The organism is Erwinia piriflorinigrans CFBP 5888, from assembly GCF_001050515.1.
Lineage (GTDB): Bacteria > Pseudomonadota > Gammaproteobacteria > Enterobacterales > Enterobacteriaceae > Erwinia > Erwinia piriflorinigrans.
On record NZ_CAHS01000015.1, the window covers coordinates 625,576 to 650,875 of the forward strand.

General features: G+C 49.5%; 18 protein-coding genes. 3 read left to right on the top strand and 15 right to left on the bottom strand.

What is annotated here, in order from left to right; all coding sequences use genetic code 11:
- Positions 1-85 precede the first annotated feature (85 nt).
- The 12 genes from EPIR_RS11040 to wbaP form a co-directional block, all read right to left on the bottom strand.
- Complete coding sequence (locus tag EPIR_RS11040) at positions 86-1,426, bottom strand: lipopolysaccharide biosynthesis protein (protein ID WP_023655481.1); 1,341 nt, start codon at positions 1,424-1,426, stop codon at positions 86-88.
- A complete protein-coding gene (locus EPIR_RS11045; protein ID WP_023655482.1) occupies positions 1,423-2,646 on the bottom strand; it encodes a glycosyltransferase in 1,224 nt (407 codons plus the stop codon). Before EPIR_RS11045 ends, EPIR_RS11040 begins: the two co-directional genes overlap by 4 nt.
- 4 nt (positions 2,647-2,650) lie before the next feature.
- Positions 2,651-3,898, bottom strand: a complete 1,248-nt coding sequence (gene wcaK, locus EPIR_RS11050) for a colanic acid biosynthesis pyruvyl transferase WcaK (RefSeq protein ID WP_023655483.1) — start codon at positions 3,896-3,898, stop codon at positions 2,651-2,653.
- 147 nt (positions 3,899-4,045) lie between these two features.
- On the bottom strand, positions 4,046-6,277 hold the full coding sequence (locus tag EPIR_RS11055) for a phage tailspike protein (protein ID WP_023655484.1): 2,232 nt from the start codon (positions 6,275-6,277) through the stop codon (positions 4,046-4,048).
- 82 nt (positions 6,278-6,359) lie between these two features.
- Positions 6,360-7,157: a glycosyltransferase family 2 protein gene (locus EPIR_RS11060; RefSeq protein WP_023655485.1), complete on the bottom strand. Its 798-nt coding sequence runs from the start codon at positions 7,155-7,157 to the stop codon at positions 6,360-6,362.
- Between the two features lie 12 nt (positions 7,158-7,169).
- A complete protein-coding gene (locus EPIR_RS11065) occupies positions 7,170-8,225 on the bottom strand; it encodes a glycosyltransferase family 4 protein (protein ID WP_023655486.1) in 1,056 nt (351 codons plus the stop codon).
- 165 nt (positions 8,226-8,390) lie between these two features.
- Positions 8,391-9,518, bottom strand: coding sequence for an EpsG family protein (locus EPIR_RS11070; protein ID WP_023655488.1), 1,128 nt, complete (start codon positions 9,516-9,518; stop codon positions 8,391-8,393).
- A gap of 31 nt (positions 9,519-9,549) precedes the next feature.
- The gene (locus EPIR_RS11075) at positions 9,550-10,455 is read right to left on the bottom strand and encodes a glycosyltransferase family 2 protein (RefSeq protein ID WP_023655489.1); all 906 of its coding nucleotides are present in this window, start codon (positions 10,453-10,455) and stop codon (positions 9,550-9,552) included.
- Between the two features lie 88 nt (positions 10,456-10,543).
- On the bottom strand, positions 10,544-12,724 hold the full coding sequence (locus tag EPIR_RS11080; protein WP_023655490.1) for a polysaccharide biosynthesis tyrosine autokinase: 2,181 nt from the start codon (positions 12,722-12,724) through the stop codon (positions 10,544-10,546).
- A gap of 12 nt (positions 12,725-12,736) precedes the next feature.
- Complete coding sequence (locus tag EPIR_RS11085; RefSeq protein WP_023655491.1) at positions 12,737-13,171, bottom strand: arsenate reductase/protein-tyrosine-phosphatase family protein; 435 nt, start codon at positions 13,169-13,171, stop codon at positions 12,737-12,739.
- 15 nt (positions 13,172-13,186) lie between these two features.
- The gene (locus tag EPIR_RS11090; protein ID WP_193387544.1) at positions 13,187-14,320 is read right to left on the bottom strand and encodes a polysaccharide export protein; all 1,134 of its coding nucleotides are present in this window, start codon (positions 14,318-14,320) and stop codon (positions 13,187-13,189) included.
- A 125-nt stretch (positions 14,321-14,445) separates the two neighbouring features.
- Entirely contained in the window at positions 14,446-15,879 is a 1,434-nt protein-coding gene (wbaP, locus tag EPIR_RS11095; protein ID WP_023655493.1) for an undecaprenyl-phosphate galactose phosphotransferase WbaP, read from the bottom strand.
- 785 nt (positions 15,880-16,664) lie between these two features.
- Between wbaP and EPIR_RS11100 the strand changes: the two genes are divergently transcribed.
- On the top strand, positions 16,665-18,236 hold the full coding sequence (locus EPIR_RS11100) for a TerC family protein (protein WP_023655494.1): 1,572 nt from the start codon (positions 16,665-16,667) through the stop codon (positions 18,234-18,236).
- Positions 18,237-18,319: 83 nt separating this feature from the next.
- On the opposite strand, the gene asmA is transcribed toward EPIR_RS11100, so the two are convergent.
- The 3 genes from asmA to udk form a co-directional block, all read right to left on the bottom strand.
- On the bottom strand, positions 18,320-20,164 hold the full coding sequence (gene asmA / locus EPIR_RS11105; protein WP_023655495.1) for an outer membrane assembly protein AsmA: 1,845 nt from the start codon (positions 20,162-20,164) through the stop codon (positions 18,320-18,322).
- Between the two features lie 127 nt (positions 20,165-20,291).
- Entirely contained in the window at positions 20,292-20,873 is a 582-nt protein-coding gene (dcd, locus tag EPIR_RS11110) for a dCTP deaminase (RefSeq protein WP_012441058.1), read from the bottom strand.
- Positions 20,874-20,898: 25 nt separating this feature from the next.
- Entirely contained in the window at positions 20,899-21,540 is a 642-nt protein-coding gene (gene udk / locus EPIR_RS11115) for a uridine kinase (protein ID WP_023655496.1), read from the bottom strand.
- 297 nt (positions 21,541-21,837) lie between these two features.
- Here udk and EPIR_RS11120 point away from each other — a divergent pair, with 297 nt between their 5' ends.
- Positions 21,838-22,467: a phosphatase PAP2 family protein gene (locus tag EPIR_RS11120; protein WP_023655497.1), complete on the top strand. Its 630-nt coding sequence runs from the start codon at positions 21,838-21,840 to the stop codon at positions 22,465-22,467.
- A gap of 144 nt (positions 22,468-22,611) precedes the next feature.
- A complete protein-coding gene (locus EPIR_RS11125; RefSeq protein ID WP_023655498.1) occupies positions 22,612-25,161 on the top strand; it encodes a diguanylate cyclase in 2,550 nt (849 codons plus the stop codon).
- Positions 25,162-25,300 lie beyond the last annotated feature (139 nt).

Genomic DNA, 25,300 nt, shown 5'->3' on the forward strand with positions numbered 1-25,300 from the left:
AGTATAATCTTAATCTGAAAAAAATACAGAGGGGTTTAATCATAAAAAAGGCCACCCGAAGGTGACCCTTTTTAGTCATCTCTGTCTAGAGCCAGCGGCTAAACCATTCGGGCATAATAAATAAGTTATAGTGACTAACCACCGCAATAATCCCGACAAACATCGCGGAAACTGAAATCCACTGGCGTGCATAAGGCAAGAATCGGATTCCTATCACCGGTTTGATAAAGAACGGATGTGCAAAGGTGGATATTAGTACCTGAGAAATGGACAACGTTAAGGCGACATACCTGACATCAGGCCAGATCCACACCGTAGCCAGCACCATGACGACAATGACACTCGCCACAACGTTCCAGTAAAATTCGACATTAGTACGACCATTCGCCTGCGAGATCGCGCCGGTCAGGCCTCCCATTGGCCGCAACATGCCAAACAGTAACATGAGCGGGATCAGTTGCCCTACCGCTGCGTGCCCCGGCCCATAAAGCACGCGTACAATCACCGGCGAAAGAATGCCGATCGCCAGGTACATGACTGCGCTAAACAGCATAATGACAAACGTGCCCTTGAGAAACAGCTGCTGTAGCCGAACAGGATCGTGTTGCTTCTCGGCGAAACGCGGCAGGGCCAGTCGATTAATCACTGGTGTCACCAGCTTGAGCGGCTGAAGTATCAGCTCTTTGGCCAGTGAATAAACCCCGAGCAATTCTGCACCCATCACTTTGCCGACGATCAGTGAGTCCGCCTGCGTACGCAGCTGATTGATGGTCTGCGAACCCAGCTGATAAATGCCATATTTGAGCGAGCTGTAAAACGTGGCTTTATCAAATTCGAACGTGGGCCGCCACGATTTCTCCCCGAACCAGATCATGCACCCGATGCGCATAGCCGCATTGGCGAAAAGACCGAGAATGACCGCCGCAACGCTGAGCGAAGAGTAATAAAGCAATATGACCGTGAACGCAAAGGCAATAAACTTGGTCACCATCTCAATTTTCGCCAACAATATCATCCGTTTGGCTTTAATAAAGTGCGCCTGATATTGCGATAGCGAACCGAGTACCAGAAAGTTGAGGCTGGTCAGCATAATCAGCCCGGCAAGCTGCGGAAGGTGATAAAACCAGGAGATTGGCCAGGCAATAGCGACCAGCAGCAGGCCGGTCAAAAGGCTGAGTAAAACGTTTACCCAGTATATGGTGCTCTGCTCTTTGCGGGTTATATTCTGCCGATGCACAATATAACTGCTCATTCCCATATCCTGCAGTACCATTGCCACCGCAAGAATAGCGTTAATGATGGCAAGAATACCTAACTCGTGTGCTTCCAGTTTGCGTGCCAGCACGCCAAGCTGAACAACCTGTAGTACGGCAGCAAAGCAGGTAGCCCCGAACAGCCAGATGGCCTGGTTTTTTAAGCTACTCACGCTATGCGCTCCAAAATTTCTGCCAGCTGACGATACGCGATATGCTGATTAAATTCGGTTTCCACCTTTGCGCGTGCCGCCTGCACGACCGGGGCAACGTCAGCTTCCCCGCGTGACAGCTGCAGCAAAATAGCCGCCAGAGCCGGTGCATCGCCTTCAGGAGCCAGCCAGCCCGATACATTGTGTTCAATCAGTTCGGGTATACCGCTGTGTCGGGTTGATACAACCGGCAACCCAACGGCCATCGCTTCCATCAGTGCCACCGGGATGCCTTCCATATCTCCATCGGCCGCAGTGAGTGACGGCAGAAGGAAAATATCTGCCTCATCCAGATAGCGTTTAATCTCTTCCTGCGGCTTAAATCCCACCAGGCTGACGCAGTCTTCAAGATGGCCGTCGACGATTGCGGTCTTCAGCTGCTCCTCAAGATCGCCGTAACCTACGATGGTGTACTCAAAATTCCCGCCCTGCTCTTTCAAAATTTTGCAGGCCTCAATGGCCACAGCTAACCCTTTCTTTTCGGTCAGGCGCGCTACGGAGAGAATGCGCAGCGGCTGATGCAGCACTTCGCGTAGCTTGAGATTAAATTTCTCTGGCTCAATACCCATGCGCGTGACGTTAATTTTCTCCGCCGGGCAGCCCAGGGCTATCAGTTTGTGCTCCCACAGACGGCTGATCGGTAACAGCAGTTCGTTTTGAGCGAAAAGCCTGGGATAGTCCTCCCTGTGCTCTTCCAGAATATGGCGACGTGAAATGTCGGCACCGTGAAATACCGTCACCTGTTTGCCCTTCAGCACGTTCAGCTCACGCAGCTTATTAGCCAAAGCACCGGCATAACCAAAATGGACAAGAAAAATATCTGCTAAAAAAGGCTTTTTGTTGGCGGCCACAATTGCCGGGAGCAGCAGCTTGCTGGATTGGTCGCCATAACGCCCGATATTGAATGATTTCAGCGTGTCGGGTTTGAAGATTTTCGGCAATATGATTTTCAGACGTTGGGCCAGCTTACCGACCTTGCCAGCCTTATCATCTGGCAGCAGATAATGCGTTTTGGCGGCCAGATTATAATGATCAAAAGCGGCATGACGGTTAACCAAATCGCCAGGAAAAACGGCTATAATCTCAACGTCATAGCCGATATCAATAAAATGTGTCACCTGGTTCAGCACAAATGTTTCAGAAGAGACAGGAAACTGCATGGTGAAGAATGTGAGTTTCATTGGATCACCCTAAACTTTTGATAAAGTCTGCTGTGATTTTATTGCCGAGGACCCTTTCCTGCTCCACCGCCCGTGCAACCTGCTGCTCTACAGCCTCGTAGTTATCCAGTACGCCGTTAACCTTGCTAATGATGCTGCCATCCATCAGGCTTTGTACATCACTTGCCATCTCAGGCAGACCAAGCTGTTTCATTACGCCTAAAGATTTGTGCTCGTAATTGATCGCCACGGCCGGGGTACCAAAATTCATCGATATGATGGCCGAATGCAAACGCGTACCAATGGTCAAATGGCACTCACCCAGCAGGATACCGAGTTCAAGGTCGTTAAACTCATCCATAATGACGCGATACTTATCTTTATCTTTTACGTGATCACGCAGGGTTATTGCTACCATGCGGTCATCTCTGTGATAGCTATCAATGCCGGTACAGGTCGACAGGGCAACCACCTGATAACCCTTGTCGATCATGGCATTAATTACCTGACCAAAAGCTATTTCATATTCCTGCTGCGTCACGCCCAGGCGCTTGTCGAACGGGGCAAGTTCGCGAACCGTAATGGCGATGGTTTTTGTTGCGGCTATCTGTTTCTGCCAATGGATCAGGTTGTGGCCTGGCGTCTCCAGCGTGCGTGAGCGTACCAGGAAAGCCGTATCGGCCCCTGAGATCACTTTTTGCGTAGTGATACCCGCTTTTTCCATCATTTCAAGACTGACACTTTCACGCAGCACCAGACTATTAACGCGAGAAAAAACAAAGTTAGCGATCTTGTTAAATCTTTCCTTCTGGAACGGCCCCACGCTGTGACCAATCATATAAACGGGTTTTTTCGCCAGTAGGGCACAAAGCGAGTGTTCAAATTGTAATGGGCCGTAGAGATCAACGAAGAAAGAACCTCCGACTTGAATAACCGCATCATACTGCTTTAATTTATCGGTAAACTTCTGCAAATATTCCGGTATGGCGAAATTTTTAAAAAAACCGCTACCGCGAATATGCGCCATCATAATTTTTGGCATCAGACGACGCTTAACTTTCGTTATCAGCGTGTTCGATTTTTTGGTTTCAAGAAACAGCTCATCGGGTAGAATATCCTGTTGCAGCAGATAGCTGGAGCAGGTTGGAAAGCGACTGACTACATCGATATGAATATCGTTATTTGCGAGGTAAAGGGAATCAATTATTCCACGTAAAATAGCACCATCACCACGGTTTCCGCATGTGTGATTGCCAACCAACAAAATCTTCATAACACCCCACGGTTTTTTGTAATCTTAAAATATTTTTTTCGATAATAAACCAATAGCGGCATGGAGTTATCCGAAAATAACGGATAAGCCAGCGCGCAACGCGTTGCTTACCCGCGCATCAATGTGGCGGAGTCAATCCGCTATGCATCAGGTATTCTGTTTTAGTGCAAAATAGGGTACTGCAACCTGCTGGCCGTTAATAACCAGTGAAATATATCCCTGGGCCACGGAGGTTTCGACCTTAGAGGCATCAAGATGGCGCGATTTAACCAGTAAATCACCCTGCTCGTTAGCACCAATACCTGCCAATCCGTTATGAAGAGAGAAGCGGCGTACAGCCGAATGGACTTTTTCCCCTTTTGGCGGTTCAGCAAGCTTCATCAGGCTGTCAAAACGCGCACATTGTCCCGTGGCGAAACGATCCTTCGCGGTGGTTTTCATCATCACGCCCGCAGAACCTAACCATGCCGCAAGTTTGACAAATACCCGCGTGTCGCTGTCCTGCACGGTGGTATAAACCACATCGGAGATGGGGCTGCTGCCTTCGACACACCAGCTGGCTTCAAAACCATGTACTTTACGCTGTAGACTGATGATCGCCTTACCCCCGGTATGGCGATCGCCAGTCATGTTCATTAACGCCTTTGTGCCTGAGCCATTACTGAACTGCGACTGACCGAAAAGGTCGATTTCCCAGCTATCCCCGACATCGGGAGTATGAATATTACCCAGCTCAAACCACTTTTCTTGCCCAGTGTGATTTTCTATGCGGAAACGCGAAGTCAGATAGTTGTAATTCATGCTGCCATCAACGGCGATACCATACGACTCCACGCGCGTTGAGCCGCGCTCGTAAGCACTCAGCCACTCATCTTCACCTAATGAATTATCAATCCAACTGCCGGACTGTAAATTGGTCTGGCGCATATTCAGACGTGAACAATGGGCTATCAGTGGATTCTTACAAGCTTCAAGACTCAGGGCATCAACAATCCACTGGCCGTTAGAGAGATCCCCGGGATATTCACAATGCTCAATCCAGCCGTTGTGGATAATAGACTGGGTACAGCGGGGTAAATTAAGCACTTTACCCTGACGACAGTGCTGCACGTTGAAATTGGATAACTCAATGGCCGTATTATGGTCCCAGTTCCCTTTTTTAGTGAATGACCATGTGCCCCGAATAACATCTCCGGTACATTTATTGGCGTACCATTGATCGATTTTACAATCGAGCGTATCGATCAGACTCAGAGAAACACCACCAACGCCGATAAATCGCAGACAAGATCCACGGAAATATTGCCCTGCCGGACAGGTATTATGAAAGAATCCCTGGCCGTTTGCAGAATGTTCGATCTGGCCTTCAAAACTGATATTGCTTAGCTCAACCCAGCGGGCATTCACCTTAAACAGGAAATCTGATTTACCGTCTGAGAGCAACGTGGTCGCAGGAAAATAGCCAAAATTCACCGGCGCGCCTGCCAGGCGCAGAAAACGAATATATTTAGCCGAAATATCAAAGGATGAAATGAAAAAGCGTCCGGCAGGAAACTGGATTGACAGCTTTTGGTTATTGTTCTGCGCCCAGTGATACATCGCTATCACGGCCGGAAGAGAGTCTGTTTTTCCATCAGCTACGGCACCGAAATCAAACAGAGTGATGCGATTCATATCATCGCTCACGCGCCGCCAGTGGAAATTTTGCCCCGAGGAGGCAATATAGCCGCCATCGTCATCTGCCGCAGTCAGTTCGCCAATAAAGGCACCGCCTCCTACTTCGGAACCCTCATGCCAGCCTTTAAGACGAACTTTTGCTCCCGAGAACAGGGGACGCGTTTGACGCAGGGAGGCAAAAGAGGAAATCTCACCAATTAACTGGTATCCACCGGGTTGAGACAGGCGGCGGCTAAACTCTGAAACGCCATTGTTTTTGACGTCAGGAACGTAGAAAAGCTGTTCGTCATTATCATTATGCAGCGCCATAGAATATTCACTTTCTGACCACAGCGCGCCTTTGGCCATGACAAAGGTTTTCAATGTCTCACTATTCAGAACAATCGGTTGGGCGAGTAGAGCAACGCTGCCATTGGCATTTTTGACAAAGACATCAACCCCATTTTGCGGCTGGGTTGGATCGCTCCCCACTTTACCAATGTAAAGTTTACCTTTGAAATCACGCCAGAACTGTTCAGGCATGGTAAAGACATCATCAGGTGAAAATATTGGAACATCCGTTTTAGGAATAGCATCTGCTGGCACATTTTTAAGCGTCAATGCATTCAGGTCTTCGCTTCGCGCCCGAGCAGGAATAGAACCGAGCGCCGCCGTGGCGACGATAGTTGAAAATGCCGTTCGTATTAACTCTCTGCGTTTCATAAAAATTCCCGTGATTACGTCGTGGTTTCATTGTTCATTCACCCAGAGTTATCTCTTATCTATGCCGCCTGATTAATTTTTATTATTTGCGGTCTTTTTCATAAAGAAACTGCATCACTTTTGCCGGCATTAAACGCGTCATGGTACGAATCAAAAAATAAAGCACACCACGGATAAATCCGATTTGATGAAGCTTTCTTTTCAGGCGGTAAAGCTGGATCTCACTTTTGATATAAACCCAACCGCGCCTTTTATTCACCATTTCGCTGCCTGCACGGACCTTCATCAGAATGTCAGGCAAATTAGCCACCGGGTAGCCGAGCGACATCATACGCAACCAAAGGTTGTAATCTTCCATAAACAGATGATGCTGATAGCTTCCGGCAGCAATCACTTTATCCTTACGGAATACGACACACATATGGTTGAAAGGGTTTTTCATTTTGGCGAATTGATGAATGTCATTATTGCCAAGAGGCAGGCGCTTCAGGCGCTCTTTGCCATACTCATCAAATTCAATGACGGCGGCACCTGACAAAACGATGTCAGGATGCGATTGCATATAGGAGATTTGTTTCTCAAAGCGCTCGGGCAGGCAGATATCATCTGTATCCATGCGCGCCACGAGATTGTGTGAACAACACGCCAGCCCGGCATTTAATGCCTTACCGAGCCCCACGTTTTTCTCCAGCGCAACCGTCACCAGCGGCAATAAAACAGCCCATTGGGTCACAACCGCCTTTAAAGACTCGTTAACCGGGCCATCATAGACCAGGACAATTTCATCAGCAGGCAACGTTTGTTGATATAAGCTCTCAAGGCATTGCTCGAGATTTTCTGGTGTCTCTTTATTGTAGAGTGAAATAAGTACTGAAAACATATCACCTTCTTTTTAGTTCAGGATTTCATTCCATTTTTTTAATATTAATTCAGGGCCATATTCGGCAGCATTGCGCCAGGCGGCCTGAGCGAAGGTCATTCTGAGTGCATCATCATCAATAAGCTGATTTAACCGTTCGGTAAAGGCATTATCACTGTCATAATTAATGACAAAGCCATCATCTTTAATGATCTCTGCAGGCCCTGTTTTACAGTCGAAAGCTATCGCAGGTAACGCATAATTCTTAGCTTCAATTAATACCATCGGCAAACCTTCGTAGCGTGACGTCATAGCAATGACTCCGGCCGAACGATAGTATTCACTGATATTTTTGCTTGATCCTATTATTTCCACACTCTCTTCAAGGTGATATTTTTTTATTTTTTCCAGCAGTGCGCCTTTCTCTTCACCATCACCAACAATCAGTAACTTCCACCCCTGCTTATGCACATTTCTCCAAATATCGAGCAGACGACCAAAGTTTTTTTGGTACGTTAAGCGACCTATTGCCAGTACTCTTTTCTGCTTGTGGCCGAAAACGTCATCAAAGTGGTTAAGGCTGTTTTCATGATGGAAAGGTGAAATATTCCTCACAACATGCACATTTTTTACCGCAAACTCTGAGGTAAGATAATTTTTATCGTGCTCGGTAAGTACCGCCACTTTGTCCGCCAAGCCATAACAGAATACCTTCAGCTTCCGCACGGCAGCACTGAACGTTTCAACCGAAACGTGATCGCAACAAATTAGCTTTGATTTAACACGAAATAACGTCAACAGCAGCAGTGCCTGAACAGACAGCTTACCCATTGAGATAATCATCACGCCGTCGGGGCGTGTATTTTTAGTATAACGGATAAACTCAAACAGCTTTAATACACGCACCGAGGTTTTCGGATAGCAAATAGTAACTTTATCATCAACAGGATAGTAAGGATCGCCAGGCGTTAATGAAAACAGCGTGACGTCATAATCATGATGACTCAATAAACTCGCCAGGGTACTGGCCACCCGGTCAGTACCACCACTATTGGAAATGCCATCGATAAGGATTAACAACTTGTACATGTAAGCATCCTGTTAATAATTTCAGCCCGAACGACAGGTAAATCACTTGCCAGGCATAAAAGCACTGAAACAACGTCAGCAGGAAGAGAGGCAGCGCTCAATTTGTAAAGCCTGCATCAGGCTGGCAGTATTGCTCTATATGTCATGCAAATAGATATGCCAGGGTCAGCCAAAGATTTTGAATAAGGGGGCAATGTTGTACCCCATAATCGACTGAGCTGAAAGCACCGTATTATATGCAAGATAATAGGTCGTAATGGAAAATAGCATAAAGAAGTTCAGCAATAAATTACGTATACGTATCATCAGGAAGGCAAATAGCAGCGGTTCCGTATGGAGAAAAAGGTTACCTACTCGGCCACCAAAAATACTGAAATCGGAAAACGTTATGCGGACCGCCGCCCCGATGCTGTAAGCAGCGAGGAGAATATAGACAAAACGATCTTCCTTCATGATGCCGTTGCGGAAGTAATAGAGCGTGAAAGCAGCAATAAACGCAATATTTTTCAGGTTTGCCAATCCAAATACTGGAGAAGATGTATCAAAGTTAGTACCGCTGTAGCTTGCCGCACGCTCCCCTAATACGGGGACTATTCCGAGCGAGTCAAGGAATAGTTTTTTGCCACCGATAATGCCTAACGGAAGAGAGGCAATAACCAGCAAAAGGGGTAAGTATTTGCGCTCCCTGATAAAAAAGAAGGGAAGGATCATCACAATGGTGTAGCCAGTGGAGTGAGATTGGGTACTCAGGATGACAAAAAGCAAAGCGAGTAAATAATTGCGCGCCACCAAACTACAAATAAAGGCAATCGCAAACGCACTACATAACCCGAAGCGAATCTGATTCATATCCTTGTTGATAAACAGGTGCGCAGAATAAAGGCATAGAGAGCACAGGATCAACGGCGAATATTTTTTATAAACCCAGGCATTGGTCGACACCGCGATAAAGCTGATAAACAGCAAAAAGAAGTAGCTCTCATGGGTGAAGCACGATGCTAACCAGGCCAGCAGCATGAAAAAATTCTCATATCGGTAAATATCCGCTATCGCCTGATAGCCAGCCATCCCGCTCTGACGGGAGAAATCATGGAAAAAACCAATATACTGCGAATCATCCATGCCGGAATTTGGCCCTCTCATTCCGGCGAACAAAATGAGCGCAAACACCGCTATCAGGCAGAAATAGTTAATTAAAAGTTTCGTTTTAACTTCACCGGACTGATTAATCATCGCCAGTTCGAAAAAACAAAAAAGGAGAATGCTGTAGCTAACTATCCAATATATAGCCATATATTTACCCGTTATTACCCTGCTGCGACCGCTACTTTCCGCCCAAACGCGCCCTTAATTTATTCTTGAGGCGTTTAAGGAAGTCGGTGCGGTTATCTTTATGAGTCAAGAAAAAGTAGCGGGCAAAGCTGAGGCTGGCCTGCAATGATTTACCGTCCATCTTATAGCGCAGCGGTAACTTATAGGCTTTGTAGGTATGAACGTCGCGTCGGGTGAGATACGGCTTCATTGCGTCCAGCCAGAACAGAGAGTACTTAACCGATTCACCTTTATGCTGAGAACCAAACCGAGTAACCATATGATAATTTGCCAGTGGCTGAGCAATCATCACAAACTTAAATCCTGCTTTGTCGGCGCGAATACATAAATCGTAATCCTGATGGCGGATAAATCGCTCATCAAATTTAATTTCTGCCGCATCTTCGCGTTTCAGTACTATCGTGCTGGTCTGGATAAACCCGTAGCAGCCAAAAAGATATTCGGCTACCGATTCATCTTCACCGACTGGCTTTAGCGGCATCACTTTAAGGAAGCTGCCATCCTGAATGATGTTGACCTGGCTATAAATAATAAAACGCCGCTCGCCCTGACCTTCCAGCTGTTCAATCAGCGCCAGGTTCTGTTGCAGTTTATCTTTATGCCATTCATCGTCGGCGTCGAGAAAACAGACATAGTCTCCGGTGGCCAGATCGATGCCCCGGTTTCTGGCACCTGCGCCATTTAGCTTTCTCTCCGACAGGACGAGATTAATGTTCAACCCGCTGTAGCGTTCACTCTTCACGACTTGGGCAAGCTTTTCCGCATCGTCAGATTTGTCATCGACAATAATGACATCAAATTTTTTGTAGCTTTGCTCTTTCAGACAATCAAGTGTGGTGACAATTGATTCTGATGCATTATATGCAGGTATGACAATGGAAAAGGAAATATCCTTCATTACCAGGCACCTTATTAAACATTCACAAACTGACCCTTGCCAGAACAGCGGAACCTTTCAACAGGCTGTAAAAGGTTCCGCACGGCAATTAGCTTTTCTCACCCTGCTGGTAGCTGTAGTCGTAGTAGTCATAACCATAGCCATAACCATTGGCTGACTTACGCACGACGGCATTAAGGATAACCCCTTTAATTTCGATGCCGTTCTGAATAAAGCGTTTGTAACTGATTTCAACTTCCTTAACGGTGTTGCTTTCAAAGCGCGCCACCATCAGTGAAGTCCCCGCCAACTTGCCGATAATCGAGGCATCTGTAACCGCCAGTACCGGTGGTGTATCAATCAGTACCAGGTCGTAATTCTGACTGGCCCACTCGACCAACTCATTCATGCGGGTGTTCATCAACAGTTCAGAGGGATTGGGCGGTACCTGACCACGCGCGATAAAATCAAAACCGTACTCTCCGCGCTGCACCAGGTCTCTGCTGAACGGGAGTTTCGCTGACAGAATGTCCGACAAGCCGGTTTTGCTCTCCGCGCCAAGCAGCTCATGCGTGTAGCCACGTCGCATATCACCATCGATAAACAGAACCTTTTCACCGGTTTTCGCCACCAGCGTCGCCAGGTTGGCACAGATAAAGGTCTTACCAATCCCCGGGCTGGCGCCGGTGATCATCAGAATGTTATTTGGCGCGTCCATCATCGCAAAGTGCAAACTGGTTCGCAGACTACGAATCGCTTCAATGGACAGGTCAGTCGGGTTGCCCAATGCCAGCAGTCGGTTATGCGGGTCAATTTTGGCACGGAGTTTTCGTTTTAGAAGCGCTTCGCGATCTTTTTTGCGCTGCCACTCAGAAAGCGGCACGCTGGCATAGACGCTCAGACCCAGCTCTTCCAGCTGTTCTGGATTATCAATCCCATGATGGAAGAGCGCTTTCAAGAGGACGAGTCCGACAGAAACCATCAGGCCTGCAATCAAACTGATAGCGGCAATTAATATTTTTTTCGGTGCAACGGGCTTGGGAGCGGTTTCAGCATGATCGATGATACGCACATCACCAACCGTGCTGGCCTTGCTGATATTTAGCTCCTGCTGACGACTCAACAGCTGCATATATATCTCTTGCCCTGCCTGCACATCACGCGTTAAACGAACAATTTCCTGCTGGGTTTGCGGCATCTGGCTGATTTTACCATTCAGCTGTTTCTGCTGGTTTTCCAGAGTCCCACGTTTTTCCAGCAGCGCGCGGTAGGTGGGATGATCCTTTTTAAATAACTGTGAAACTTCCGCTTCACGGAAGGTCAACTCATTCAGCTGCGTTTGAATACTGACGGCTGAATCGAGAGCAGATTTAGCCTCCAGTGACATATCGACCGAATCATGCTGACGGCGGAAGGTATTCAGTTTATCTTCCGCATGATCCAGATTACCGCGTACTTCCGGCAGCTGTTGAGCAAGAAACTGGATGCTTTTCTCAGCTTCTTCAGATTTGCGCGCGATGTTCTGGTAGAGATAGTTGTTGATAACCTGATCCAGTACCCGACTGATTTGCACCGGGTCCTCACCACTGAGGGTCAATCCTAAAACGCCGGTATCTTTACCCATATCGGCCACAACCAGATTGTTGCCGATCATTTTAATCGCCTGCAAAGTGCTTAGCTTGCTGACGGTGAAGTGAGTGCCCGCTTCAGCCTCAATATGACTAACCAGTAGGGTGACATCACCGTGCTGCTCGAACTGGCCCACTTTCCCTTTGAATAGCTCGTTACCCTCTTTACTGACGATGTAGCTATCCGGCCCGTCGACTTCAATGCTCAGTTCACGCTTGTCCCAGAAACTCGGCACTTTAAGACGTGAAACGGCTATCTGCTGCGCTTTTTGACCCAAAATACGCGATAGACCAGCCCCTATCAGCGGGAAATGATCCTGCTGTACCATCACGTCGAGGCCCAGGTCGCCCACCGTTTTCCCGAGAACCATACGCGAGGTAATAATTTCAATTTCGGCGGCAGAAGCGGGCTGTGCGTTTGGCATCATTTGCGATATGTCATTCAGTACCGTGTTGGCATTTTTCTGCTCAACCTGCACCATCGCGTCCGCACTGTAAATCGGCGTAGCAAACAAACTGTATAGCGTACCCATCAACGTAAACAGTATCGTCACCGCCAGAATCATCCAGCGATGATCAAGAAGCTGTCCCACAAGGTGCGCCAGTTCGAATCTGAGCGCCTCGCCACCGTTCGCTGACGGTTGCTTAATTTCTGTTTTCATTGAAAATCCCAACTATCGGCTTAATGCGTTGACCCATTTCTGGGCAGCGGTTTCAAGAACTCCGTACACGGCCTCAAAGGCATCCCGGCTTTTTTTGTAGGGATCCGCAATCTCTTGCTGATTGATCCAGTGTCCAAACAGCATGGTTTTGCCACGTACTGACGGATTAATACGACAAACAAGGTCGATATGTTTTTTTTCCATCACCAGAATAAGATCGTTGTCCCGACACATATCCGCAGTGAGTTGTTGTGCCACGTGCTTCTCCAGCGACAGCCCGTGTGCATCAGCCACACCGCTGGCCGTATCATCCGCCGGGCTTCCTACCATCGCCTTCAATCCGGCTGAAGCGATCTTCTTCTCTGGTAATGCTGACTTCAGCAGCCGCTCACCGGTAGGAGAGCGGCAGATATTGCCGATACACACCACTAAGATTGAATTGATCATAAATTCTGCCGCCGTTTACCAGTTATGAATGGTCTGTACGTTACGTGTCGCATCGTAGACACCGCTAATGGTTGGGACCAGCTGCGAAATCACGCGATTCCAACGGGTGAGTGGCGTGGAGGTGACATAAACAATGTCATAAGGTTCTAAACGGAATTCGGTTCCCATCACCATTGCGGCAGCATCTTTGGTATTAAGCTGATAGATGTTGGCAATTTTACTGCGGTTTGTCCCCTTAACAGGACGAATAACGAAAACGCCGGTGGCATCCGCTACACTTTGATCCATTCCCTGTGCACTGCCCAGCGCTTCTGAAAGCGTCATCCCACTGCGGTCCATTTTCAGCGTCGCCTGCTGCTTGACTTCTCCCATGACGAACACTTTGAGATCGTCATTGCGCGGTACGTAGAGAATATCACCAGGGTATAAAAGATGATTTTGTGACAGGTCACCATTTTGCATTAGCGCCTGGAGAGAGACTGGCTGTTCACGTCCGTCATGCGTCAGTACCACATTGCGCCAGTCTGCGGTGGCGGTCAGGCCGCCAGCCGCGTTAATCGCATCAAGGATAGTCAGGGGAACGTTGGTGATCGACTGCTGGCCTGAAGTCGTGACTTCACCGGTCACGTAGGTTTTTTGCGATTTAAACGAGGCAACGCTGACATCAACCTGTGGGCTTTCCACGTACTTCGCCAGGCGACCGGAAATTTCATCGCGAACTTGCTGAACGGTATGACCCGATACGCGCACTCTACCGATATAGGGATAGAAGATGGTGCCGTCAGAATGAACCCAGTTACCCGTATCACTGGCGCTGCGGTATTGCCCCGCTGGCGTCGTTAATTCGGGATGGTCCCAGACCGTTACCGTCAATACGTCGCCCACGCCAATGCGATATTCATAATTTTGCAGTTCACGTTGCAAAGAGGCGTTAGCCTGAGCCACGACCGGCTTAGGCCTCATGCGCTCGACCAGGCTCGGGGTCAACGGGAAAACATTGACATATTTATCGATGTCAAAATCGCTGTCCTGCTGCTCGACAACATCTTTACCCGTTGTCGAAAGATGGTTACCTGGCACAATGGTACAGCCGGACAGAAGTGCCGCCGATACCATCAGAGGTATCAATTTAGTTTTGATTAGAATCATCTGGTTCATCGCTATCAGTAATGTGAATGACAGAGGCTAGGCCGCCGCTGTATGCGCCTGGAAGTCGTCAGTTGATCAAATCAGGCTTGGTGACTCTTTATCATTGTCCTTCGCTCTCTCGTTGATTAGTAAGCGCCATCACGTTTCAGAACCACACCGATCGTTTTGAACAAAATGGCGATATCGTTCCACAGTGACCAGTTCTTTACGTACCATGAGTCGAAGTAAACGCGGGTTTCATAACTCACATCATTGCGCCCACTTACCTGCCACAATCCGGTCATTCCTGGCTTAGCCATAAAATAGTAATCAACATCACCCGCATAGCGTTCAAGCTCGGCTTCTATCACCGGTCTTGGCCCGACCAGACTCATCTCTCCGCGAACCACGTTCCACAACTGCGGAAGTTCATCAAGGCTGGTTTTACGAATAAAATGACCGATTCGGGTAATACGCGGATCGTTTTTAAGCTTGAAGTCTTCATCCCACTCAGCGCGAGCAACCGGATCGTTACGCAGCACTTCTTCCAGTACCTCTTTTGAATTCACCACCATTGAGCGGAATTTCAGACACTTAAATTTACGACCATCACGCCCGACGCGCTCATGACCATAAATTGGCGCGCCGCCGTCGCGTGAAACCATAAAAATCAATACGACTAAGACTGGCAGCAGCATGGTGATAATCCCCAGCGCGCCAACAAGATCAAAGATACGTTTAAGAAAGCGTGAACTGTGTTTGGCAAGATTATTGTTCACGCGCAGGATCATCACTTCATGGCTAAAGATATAGGCCATATCCGTGCCATACAGGGGGACGCCGCGCAAAGAAGGAATGACCGAAACCGAGCGGCAATGGTGCTTGGCGAGATTTTTTAACCACCAGTCACGCGACTGGCTCTGCTCATACTCGACCGCCACGATAAACTGCGTGTCGCTATCTACCATCGACCACAGCTGCGTTTCCTCTTTCAAGACGGGAATGCCGAACAGTTCAAGAGCGGTCTGGCTGGCGTCAACGTCATAGAAGGCGACCACATCGAAACCCATCATCTCTTCGCTTTGTAGCGCCTGCCAAGCTTCCTGGGCATTTTTGCCGCTGCCAATGATGATTGACTGCCTCTTCCACAGCTTTTTACGATTCAGCATCCGTTTCACAAAGGAACGTCCCGCTGGAACCATCGCCATCGCCAGTAGCCAGGTAAGCATCCAGATCCAGCGAGAAAGCTCCCATTTTGATAATGCACTGACAGAGAGATCCACAATAGAAAATATTAAGATTGTTCTGAATACTTCTTTAAGCTCGAACCAAAAGGGCTTTCGATAAGTGTAGTGACGTAACCTTACCCAGAACCATCCAACACAGACCAGCGACAGCACCATGTGTGTCACTATTTTTAAGTTTAATTCGCGTGCTGGAATATCTGCCAGAATATCACCTGAAAATCCATTCACCAGCACAATGGCGAGTGCCAGCGCTGCATTGAAAAAGATGAGGTCTGACAGGGCCAATGATAATCTTATTAACAACCCTTTAAAGGTGAATTCAATTTCGCGCATAGTTAACTCTTAATTTTATCTCAGGGAGCCTGTGATTTATTGGTATCGAAGCGGTGGTGAGGGATATTTCATACACATCGTTCGTTATTACACAGGGGCCTTATCCAGGGAATACGGCTAAAAGGTCATCATCGCTGGCACTGCAACCACAAAACTTGGCCATATAATCAACTTAAACGCGCAGGATCCACGGGTTTATCCTGAGTATCCTCATCAGGACACGCTACCGCCCCTGGCTTGTAGCTACCAATACGCTGTAAATGTTGCCGCTTACCGTTATAAGCCCATCATCTCTGACGCCAGCCGCTAACATTTATTAGTGGATTGAGTGCTTCCTCACAAAAATCGACATTCCCCCCACTGTTCTGCGTTAAATGTAATATCAACGCAGACATTCACTAATACGTTGCTATACTAGTTATAAATGGTCCCTTTACAAGAGCCTCACTGCCCTTGCTACTCCTTTTAGGAATAAGACTACTCCCCTGCCGTGTGAGCACATCTTATTATTCACTTTCGCTTTACCAAATTAAGATTTTTCTCACTATTATTTCATTTTAAAATAGGCATCACGCATAAATAAATTCGATAAGATGCGATTATTCCTATTAACAAACAGACCAGTAATGGTGAAAAAATGACAAATTACGTAAGAATGACTCGCGCGACGCCAACCCTGTTTCTTGCCTCTGTTAACAGGTTAATTGCATTTGAGATACGCTCAATTATTGGGTGAAAGTGCCATATCTGTCCTGGTTTATAAAAAATATCTCTAAGGTGGAATAATGCTCGAATGGTTTGTCGATCCTTCAATTTGGGCCGGTCTGGTCACTTTAGTGGTGCTGGAACTGGTGCTAGGCATGGACAACCTGGTCTTCATCGCCATATTGGCGGAAAAACTGCCCCCAGTCCTGCGTGACCGCGCGCGTATAACCGGTTTGTTACTGGCATTAGTCATGAGGCTGCTGCTGCTGGCTGGCGTATCCTGGCTATCGTCACTGACTGCGCCGCTGTTTAGCCTGGGCGAACATGCTTTTAGCGCACGCGACATGATCATGCTGATGGGTGGCTTGTTTCTGCTTTTTAAGGCCACTATGGAGTTGAATGAGCGCCTTGAAGGTAAAGATGCGGAAGACAGTTCACAAAAGGACGGTGCCCGCTTCTGGCCGGTGGTTGCGCAAATCGTGGTGCTTGATGCGGTATTCTCACTCGACTCCGTGATCACCGCCGTTGGCATGGTTGACCAGCTGGCAGTCATGATGGCAGCAGTTATCATCGCCATTTTACTGATGCTCTCAGCCAGCAAGCCGTTAACTACTTTCGTTAACGCTCATCCAACCATTATTATTTTGTGCCTGAGCTTTCTGTTGATGATTGGATTTAGCCTGGTGGCTGACGGCTTTGGTTATGCCGTCCCTAAAGGGTATCTGTACGCAGCGATCGGTTTCTCTGTGATTATCGAAGCACTTAATCAGCTGGCCCGATTTAATCGTCGCCGCTATTTGTCGGCGCAATTATCGCTGCGGAAACGAACGGCGCAAGCCGTGCTGCGGCTTTTGCGTGGGCACCATGACCAGGCGGACTTTGATGCAGAAACCTCCTCACTGGTCGCCGACAAAGGCGGGCGTAAGGCCATTTTCAATAAGCAGGAACGTATGATGATCGCTCGCGTACTGGCAATGAGCCAGCGAAGCGTAAATAGCATCATGACCACTCGCCACGATATTCAACATATCGATCTGGCTGACTCGCCGGAGAAAATTATGGCGCAGCTGGACGTTAATCAGCATACGCGCATGCTGATTACTGAAAACAGCGATGAACCGCTGGGGGTGGTAAACGTGATTGACCTGCTTAAACAGGCGCTAGGTGGCAACCCTATCGACCTGCGCACGCTGGTACGCCAGCCGCCGATCTTTCCTGAAAAACTGTCTCTGCTGCCTGCGCTGGAGCAATTTCGGCACGCACGCACCCATTTTGCTTTTGTTGTCGATGAGTTTGGCTCGGTAGAGGGCGTTGTTACCCTGAGTGATGTCATGGAAACGATTGCAGGTTACCTGCCTAATGAGAGTGAGAAAACCGATCCACGCCATGATATCCAACAGCATGACGACGGCAGCTGGATCGCAAATGGTCATATGCCGCTGGAAGATCTGATGATGTATTTGCCGCTGCAACTGGACAAGAAGCGTGACTATCACACGGTGGCAGGATTATTGATGGAGCAACTGCAACATGTGCCGCTGGAAGGCGAGGAGATAGAGGTTGGGGGCTATCTGTTCCGCACGCTACAGGTTGCCAGTCATAGAGTACAGAAGGTGAAGATTATTCCGCAACCGCTTCAGGCTTCGCTGTGAAATCGCATAATGCGCGTGGCCGCATCCCATCGCAAAGGTAAGCAACATCACGGCGGCCGTCATCGATTGACGGCCGCCCAGCATCACAAATCGCCTATCAACTTTTTAACGTCGTTGTTGGCTTTGTCTGGATGACTTTTCGTCCATTTATCCAGCCGCTGCCGCACTTCATCGCGCAACTGCTGACGCAACAGCTGGTCCACTTTAAGATTGTAATTTACCGCCGACCACGGCCCATAGACCCTCAAAGGCACTGGAAGTTGCTGCAAACGCTCTACCAACGCGCTGTCACCGCTCCAGCCCCCGGTGATGGTGACACCAAACAGCACATCCAGCTCTCGCTTGACTAAATCAATGCTGCCGCTGGCACTGTAGTTAAGCAACGCCGAACTGGCATCAAGCCGGACAAAGGAAACAACGCCATTGTTCAGCGTCGCGCTGCCCTGTAAACGTTGTGGGTTTGGCGTGCCATCGCCGCCCTTTCCATGCACCTTATCACTGCTGTTTTCAACGGCCCGCTGAACCATTTGCATCAGATTCAATCCTGCATACTGCGCATTATCAAGACTCAGTTCAGCCTGTCCCTGCCACTGATGCTTGAATGCGGCAAGATTCAGGCCAAATCCGCTAAAATGTCCCCGCAGTGACAGTGAGCCACTGACGGCCTCCGGTAGCTCAAATCCTTTCAATAACGGAGTCATCGCAATCTGCTTCAGTTCCGGGGCCAGGGTCACTTTGGTCTGCGCACTGCGCACATCCACCGTACCCGGCAGAGAGAAACTTCCGCCCTCTCCCGTTCCATTGAGGGTATCCACGGTGAGCAAACCCTGTTGGCTCGCAGCATGCAATTGCACATTATTCATTTGCATTTTTCGCCAGCGAAGTTGCTCCACTGCCAGCGTCAGTTGTCCATCCAGCGCATTAAGCAGACTATGGGCATTATCCGTCACCGGTACGCTGGCGATCACCGGCGCGAAGCCGCTGCGCTGTCCGCCAGCATTCGGGACATTATCGCCAATGCCTCCCAGGCCGAACAAAGAATCAAGATCGAGACTGTGGGCACGCAAATTTGCCAGCAGGTGTGGCCGCTCTCCAAGCGTTCCTGACAAGGTTCCACTAAGCTGGCTATCGTTGGCACTGAGGAGAATATCGTCAAGGCTGAAACGCTGCGCCAGGTTATCCCAATGCGCTTTCATTTGTGCCTTGCCCTGAATCCCGGCGGGGGGTAAACCAACCCCCTTGAGCTGATAATCAAGGGACTGGATTAATGCATTGACCTGCTGTGGATAGTTAGTGATATCCAGATCGCTGCTTGCATTTAACTGTAGCTCGCGCTGATCGCGGCTGACGCGGCTGCTGATTTCAATATGCACCTGACGCGGCTGGGTTTGGTCAAGCGCCAGATTCAGATCGCGTAGATTAAGCTGTTCACCGTTGCGTTGTTGCCACACCAGCAGACTGTCCGCAACACGCAGATGGGAAATATCGAATTTCCAGCCACGCGCCACATCATCCGCAGGCGAAGAGGAACGGCTACCGGGGGGGCCCACAGGTGCATCGGCAGCAGGCTGGCTTTCACTGTCCTGCGTCAGGCGAATGACCGCCCCTTTCAGCATGATCTGTTTTACCGAGAGCTGATGCGAGAGCAGCGGCAAAAGGTTGACGTCAAGGCGCATATTGGCAGCACTCACCACCGGCTGTTGCGCACCAGGAGCCGTCACGGTGACCGGGCCAGACAGGATGCTAAGCTGAGGCCAGACGTGCCATCTCAGATCGCCGTTGAGCGCCAGACGATAGCCGCTACGCTGCTCCACCTGCTGAACCATATAGGCGCGAAAATCGTTTGGATTCACCAGCATCACCAGCGCGGTCATTCCGGAAACCACCACCACCAGAAGTATCGCAAGTGTGGTAATAAACCTTTTCATGCCTGCTCCTTAACTCTTCATCTTGCCACTGATGAGGGACGGCTGCCCCTCATCAGGCTAAACAACAGGGGTTGCACCAAGCTGCCACCTTCTGCAATCTTAACTCACCGATTCCACATGCGCTCGTTTAGTCCTTATCAATACGACTGGCAACCGCGCCCTGCTGGCCTTTGTACTTGGCATCCTGTCGGCTGTTATAAGGGCGGGCTGCTGGGCCAGAGAGCGGTTCAAAGCTTAGCGCGCCAATCAACATACCGGGACGCAGTGCCAGCGGCAGCTTACCTGAATTATAGAACTCCAGCACGATGCGCCCCTGCCAGCCAGGATCGATACGGTGGGCGGTAACATGAACCATCAGGCCAAGACGGGCCAGAGAGGAGCGCCCATCCAGCCAGCCGACCAGATCGTCAGGCAGCGTCACAGATTCAAGGGTCACTGCCAGCGCCAGTTCGCCCGGATGCAGAAAGAACGCATCGCCCTCCGGCAGCACAATCTCATCGCTCATCACGCGATCTAACGCAGCGCTGACCTCAGCTTTAGGGCCACTCAAATCGATAAAAGCGGCAGTATGGCCACGGAACGTACGAAACTGGTTACCCAGACGCACATCAACGGTCGCGCCATTAATACGCTCTACGGGCGGGCGCGGATCGATACCCAGCTTGCCATTGTCGAGCCAGGCTTCTATGTCGCGGTCACATAATCTCATTCAGGAACTCCGGCTTGCGCTTCGATTATTCGAAGAACTGATTAATTTTCGCTTTCAGAATATCAATGGCAATACGATTTTTACCACCGCGCGGCACGATAATATCGGCGTATTGTTTGGAAGGTTCGATAAATTGCAGGAACATCGGCCGCACCGTTTTCTGGTATTGCGCCATCACAGAATCCATCGAGCGCCCGCGCTCGTTGACATCACGCTTCATACGGCGCATCAGGCAGATATCGAGTGGCGTATCGACGAAGATAGAGAAATTCATTTCCTGGCGCAACCGGGCATCAGTCAGTAACAGGATCCCTTCGAGGATGATGACTTTCTTGGGTTCAAGCCGAATGGTTTGCTGGGTGCGGGTATGCTCAACATAGCTGTAAACCGGCAGGTCGATAGCCTTCCCGGCTTTCAACATTTGCAGATGCTGTAGGAGCAGACTGTGATCCATCGCGCTTGGGTGGTCGTAATTGGTTTTGACCCGCTCTTCCATGGTCAGATGACTCTGATCTTTATAATAGGCATCCTCGGGGATCACACCAATATTTTCATCACCGACACGCTCGCGAACTTCACGATAAAGCGTACTGGCAATAAGACTTTTTCCCGAGGCGGATGCGCCTGCGATACCTACGATGACGCACTGATGCGACTTGTCAGCCATATTTTAAAGACCTGATTCTGAGACAGTATAAAGGGTAAGTATGCCCTGTCGATTTCAAGATACAGAGTGGCCTCATCAGGCCAGTTCACATGAACATTGTTAAGTCAGGTGACCGGAAAAATGAAGGTAACCAACACACCGCAGAGTGAAATATGAAGGGCATAGCGGCGCAATTATAAGGAGTAACCCCTTCTGATGCCAGAAAAAAGCGCCTGCCGTCTTTTCGGACTTTACCCTTAGGTAGCGAAGGCTTTGACCGCTAAACTGGGCGGCAGAAAACAGCTATAAGGAATTAGAGTGTTCTGGCATATTATCCACTTCCTCACTTACTTTGGCGACAGCATGTTGCTGATCCCCACCGCCCTGATCATAGCGCTAGCACTTCTCTGCAAAAGCGATGATAAACGCAGCGCCGGTTACTGGATTCTGACATTCTGCGCAACCGGCGCCATCGTCAGTCTGTCGAAAATTGCCTTTATGGGATTTGGTATTGGCAGCGCCAGCTTCAACTTCACCGGTTTCAGTGGCCATAGCGCCATGTCCGCGACCCTGTGGCCGGTGATGTTATGGTTAATGAGCGGCCGACTGTCCAGTCAGTGGCGCAATGTTGCTGTTATCATCGGCTATCTGATTCCCCTGTGCGTTGGTACTTCACGTCTGGTGCTTCACTATCATTCAAACAGCGAAGTCATCAGCGGGCTGTTGCTCGGCTATACGCTAAGCAGCTTCTTCCTGGTAAGTCAGCGCCACCGGATCCCGCCCGTTTTTTCCCCACGACAGTTTTGTCTTATTTTTTTAATCCCCATCCTGCTGATTGGCCAGGGACGAATTGCCACCACTCAGCAATTTCTTCAACAGCTTTCGGCAAAAATTGCCGGTATTGAGCACGCATGGACGCGTGAACAATTGCTTAAACTACGCCAGTAAGTACACACTCTGCTGAACCCAAACATTAAATTTATCTTCTGAACAGCGGATCGTTGAGATTTTGCCGCTGTGGCATTTATTTCTTATGCTAGCATGGCGAGAGTGTTTCAGATTGTGCCCAGACTAGTACTGTGCCGGAGTGCGATGACGATAGAAAATGTAAGGCTGGTACAACAATGGCGCCCACAGTGGTTTAATGCGCTGCTGTTTGCGTGTTTAAGCTTTGTGCTCACCTGTTACTGCCTTGAGCTGATTAAAGTCAGTGGGCAGATCTCCCCGCTGTGGTTTTCCACCGCGCTGATGACCGTCGTTGTGTTCCGCCATCCCGCGCGCGCCCTACCCGTTCTGCTGGCTGGCTGCGTACTGGGTCTGATCGGCGCAAATATTTTCTTTAACGGCGTGTCATTTTATAGCCTGGTCTTTCCGCTGATCAACCTGATGCAGGCGCTGCTAGGTGGCGCGCTGCTGCGTTTACTGCTGGAACCTGATGCCCCACTTAACTCACTGCTTAGCTGGGTTAAAATGGTGATGGTCACCGGCCTTTTTACCTCGCTGCTCGGCGGGGTTATTGCGTGCTGGCTATTAAAATTAACCGGTCACGCTGCGCTACATTTTTATGCCACCTGGTGCGTATCTGAAGTGATTGGCATGTTGGCATTGGGCCCGGTCGGTCTGCTGTGGCAGACGGATTATGTCCGTCGTCATCTGCGCCAGAGTGTCCTTTTGGAAACACTGCTGACGTTAATGGCCACGCTGACTCTCTGCTGGCTGACGCTGCGCTATGCCCCTTCGCCGTTTACCTTTGTAGTGGTGATTTTATTTTACAGCGCGGTGCGCCTGCCGCGCTTTGAAGCCTTCGTTGTCTATCTGGCCACCATCTCAATGATGTCATTGATGCTGGCTTTTCAGCTGATCGCCCATGATACTTCCAGCTTACAGCAGCTCATCGCCATGCCTTGGGTGCCGTTCCTGTTAGCGCTGATCCCCAGCCATATGATGACGCTGGTGATGCACTCATTTCGCGAAGAGCGCAAACATATTTCTGAAAGTGAAACCCGTTTCCGCCACGCGATGGAATACTCGGCCATTGGTATGGCGCTGGTATCCACCAGCGGGCAGTGGATAAAGGTAAACCAGTCGCTGGCGAAACTGTTTGGCTACACCCCCGAGGAACTCTGCGGACTTACGGCCCAACAGCTTAGCCATCCGGACGATTTGGATAAAGGAGTGGCGCAAGCGCGCGCTTTGCTGGCCGGAGAGATTGAGACCTACAGTCTGGAAAAACGCTATAACCGTAGGGATGGAGAAACCGTCTGGACACTGCTGGCCGTATCGCTGGTTCGCGACAGTGAGCAGCAACCGCTCTATTTTATCGCGCAGATCAAAGATATTACTGAGCTAAAGCGCAGCGAAAATATCAACAAACGGCTGATGGAGCGTATCACTCTCGCCAACGTAGCCGGGGGTATCGGCGTATGGGAGTGGGATATATCAACCGGGATCATGAGCTGGGATGAACGCATGCTGCAAATCTATCAGCTGCCGATAGATTCACAGGCAACCTATCAGGGCTGGGTCGACAAACTGCACCCGGCCGATCGGGAGAGGGCGATTAACACCTTCAATAATGCGATAAAGAATGCCACGTCGGTAGATGTTGAATTCCGCATACAGATCGGAAGCGGCGTGCGCCATATTCGCAGCCAGTCTAATATCCTGTGCGATGAAAAAGGCCAGGTTGAACGCATACTCGGCATCAATCAGGATATTTCTGCGGTGCGGCTACTGACCGATGCGCTGTACCAGGAAAAAGAGCGAATACATATTACGCTTGATGCCATCGGTGAGGCGGTAATCAGCACCGATGAAAAGATGCGCGTGACTTTTATGAACCCGGTGGCGGAAAAAATGAGCGGCTGGCTGCAACATCAGGCTTCAGGTAAATCGCTAAACGACATTCTGCGTATTACCCACGGCAGCTCAAGTTCGGCGGCCGAGAACCTGTTTAGCTGCAATCTCGCCCAGCAAAAAAAATCGGATGACCTTGATGCCGGGCTGGTGCTGCATAACCGTTCCGGCAATCAGTTTGCCGTCAACTACAGCCTTTCGCCGTTGAAAACCCTGACGGGGGAAAATATCGGCAGCGTGATGGTCATTCAGGACGTCAGCGAAGCGCGTGAAATGATGAGACGCCTGAGTTACAACGCGTCCCACGATATGCTGACCCGCCTGCCCAACCGCGTCAACTTTGAGCGTCAGTTGAAACTGCTGGTCAAATCAAGCGTTGAACAGCAGCAACAGCATATGCTGGTATTTATTGACCTTGACCGTTTTAAAGCGGTGAACGATAGCGCCGGACATGCGGCCGGCGACCGACTGCTGTGCGAAATTTCACACATCATGCAGCAGATGCTACGCGCTAATGATGTCCTCGCGCGTCTCGGGGGAGATGAGTTTGGGGTACTGCTGCCGGAGTGCTCCCCAGAAGAGGGCTGTAAGATTGTCGGCTCTGTTGTCGATGCGGTGAACAGCTATCATTTCTTGTGGGAAGGCCGTGAACATCGTATCGGTGCCAGTGCCGGACTGACACATATCAGCGCCGATAACGCCAGCATCACCGAACTGATGGCACAGGCAGATCGTGCCTGTTATCAAGCCAAACACAGCGGGCGTGGTCAGCTCTGCGTGTATTAATGCCGCCAGCAGCTCAAGGCTGGCGTCCACCAACGGGCTGTCCCTGGCAAAAGCCATCCTCCTGACAGCCCCCATTAATCGTCACGCTCCTCTCCTTTCTCGCCAGGCATCATTGCGCTAACCGGTGGATTTTGCCGCG